At 59.1% G+C, this 364-nt stretch carries 1 protein-coding gene; it reads right to left on the reverse strand.

All coding sequences use genetic code 11. The features are described from left to right. On the reverse strand, window positions 1-258 hold a 258-nt coding region (locus Q4528_RS12875; RefSeq protein ID WP_303521868.1), incomplete at its 3' end, for a hypothetical protein. Between the last annotated feature and the right edge of the window lie 106 nt (window positions 259-364).

Consider the following 364-nt stretch of genomic DNA (forward strand, 5'->3'; position numbering starts at 1 on the left):
GGCCCCAAAGCCATCGGTATAGCGAATGCGCACTGACATGTCGTCGCCAACGTCTGCTTGGGTCAATTGATCGGTTTGCCCGGTTTCACCGCTTACCGCCACACCATCGCGCAGCCATTGATACGCAAAGGCCGACAGACCGTCTGCATCCGTGATCCCCGTCGCATCCGCCGTCAGTGTCTGGCCTTGCGCAACGGTGCCCGTGATCAACAGATCGCCAACCGGGGCGTCATTCACATTTTCAATGTTCCAGTTCACGACGGCCTGTGTCTCGGCACCAAAGGGATCGCGCGCCGTTACCGTCAGGGGTACCAACACGCCGGTCGTGCGTAATGTACCACTCAGAACACCTGTGGAGGTATCC

It is taken from the genome of Staphylococcus pasteuri (genome assembly GCF_030547725.1).
In the GTDB taxonomy this organism is placed as follows: domain Bacteria; phylum Bacillota; class Bacilli; order Staphylococcales; family Staphylococcaceae; genus Staphylococcus; species Staphylococcus pasteuri.